Here is a 1688-nt window from a genome sequence, read left to right as displayed (position 1 = left end):
TGATATGCTCCCCCTAAAGTAGACACTTAAAAAAGTAAACTACTCTAGGGGGATTTTTTATGCGTTCTAACCGCAAACATACTATTGATGAGCTTGAGAGATATATTCTGTTATATCTTGAAGAAGGTGTAAGTTTTAAAGAGTTAAGTAAAGAGCATGGATTATCGTTAACGGATTCGGCCTTCGGTCAAAAAGTCCTTAGATATCAAGAGCATGGCCTTTCGGGAATACAAACCACAGCTCGAAACAATCAGTACAGTAAAGAAATTAAAGAGACAATTGTTCGAGAATACTTCAATGCAGGCACGCCTATCAAACAATTAGCTCGCAAGTATAACATTCCTGCGCATGAGACTGTTAGAAATTGGATATTCAAGTATACTGAAGGGGAAGAAATCAGGAGTTATGCTCCAAAACCCGAGGTGTATACAATGAAAAGTCGAAAAACAACACAAGAAGAAAGAATGAACATTGTTAAAGATTGCCTAGAAAATGGTTTATCGTATAAAGATACAGCTGAAAAGTACCAGGTAGCCTACAATAGTGTCTATCAGTGGGTTCAAAAATATCAGAAACACGGCCCCGATGGGCTCGTTGATGGACGTGGCCGCAGGAAACCGGAGTCTATTCAAACAGAAGAAGAAAGAATACAAGCTGAAAATGCGGCTTTGAAGGCACGTAATGAATATTTAGAAACAGAGAACGCAGCGTTAAAAAAATTAAAAGAGGTGGAAAGAGAGTTGATGTTACGCAGACAAGGTACGAAGCGGAATACCAAACGATCAAGAAATTACAGCAAGAAGGATTCAAAGTAAGTCAGCTCTGTGAAGTTTTGGGTGTAAGCAGAGCTGGGTATTATAAATGGTTAAAACGCAAGCCGACTAGGTCGGAAAAACAGTTGCGGAAGCTGACAGATTCAATCCTTCAAGTTTATGAAAAGCACAAAGGAATTTATGGATATCGTCGTATGACCATTTATTTAAACCACTTCTTACACGCCAAAGTGAACCATAAATGTGTCTATCGTTTGATGAAGCTATTGGATTTGAAAGCCGTTATCCGTCGGAAACGGTACAACTATAAACCACATAAACCAATGCATGTCGCTGAGAATATTCTTAACAGAGAATTCCGCAAGGAATATCAGCCGATGGAAGTTTTACTGACAGATGTGACTGAATTGAAGTATGGCAACCAATCTAAGGCTTACCTCAGTGCCATATTGGATTATGGAGAGAATAAAATTGTCGCCTTCAAGTTATCCAGACACAATAATAATGCTTTAGTTCGTGATACCGTCCAGCAAATAGCAGACGATATTCGTCCGTCACAAACGCTCCTCCATAGTGATCGAGGTTTTCAGTACACGTCTCATGACTTCAAGCGCTTTGCCAATCATTATCAGCTGATTCACAGTATGTCTCGCGTAGGTAAATGCATTGATAATGGCCCAATAGAGAACTTTTGGGGCACCATCAAAGAAGAGATGTATCGTTTAAAGACCTATACGAGCTTTGAAGCACTAGAACAAGATATCTCACAATACATCAGATTTTATAACACCCGACGGGTGACATTGAAAATGGGATTACGTATTCCAGTATGAAAAAAAGCCATGCATGACAACTGTCATACATGGCACAAAGAATTTTGTTTATTTGCCTGTCTACTTGACAGGGGGCAGTTCA

At 39.4% G+C, this 1688-nt stretch carries 2 protein-coding genes; both read left to right on the top strand.

Features of this window, described 5'->3' with window-relative positions; genetic code table 11:
* Nucleotides 1-59: 59 nt before the first annotated feature.
* Complete coding sequence (locus BM137_RS11170) at nt 60-815, top strand: helix-turn-helix domain-containing protein (protein ID WP_092481239.1); 756 nt, start codon at nt 60-62, stop codon at nt 813-815.
* The gene (locus tag BM137_RS11165) at nt 719-1606 is read left to right on the top strand and encodes an IS3 family transposase (RefSeq protein ID WP_341849607.1); all 888 of its coding nucleotides are present in this window, start codon (nt 719-721) and stop codon (nt 1604-1606) included. The genes BM137_RS11170 and BM137_RS11165 overlap by 97 nt, the downstream gene beginning before the upstream one ends.
* The last annotated feature ends 82 nt before the right edge of the window (nt 1607-1688 follow it).

The sequence above is a fragment of the Desemzia incerta genome, assembly GCF_900115825.1.
In the GTDB taxonomy this organism is placed as follows: Bacteria; Bacillota; Bacilli; order Lactobacillales; family Carnobacteriaceae; genus Desemzia; species Desemzia incerta.
Note: the sequence above shows the minus strand (reverse complement) of the source record. Positions and strands in the feature narration are given on the sequence as shown.

Excerpts from the sequence above, each read along its gene's own strand:
- BM137_RS11170 (WP_092481239.1), top strand. The coding sequence starts at position 60 with ATGCGTTCTAACCGCAAACATACTATTGATGAGCTTGAGAGATATATT.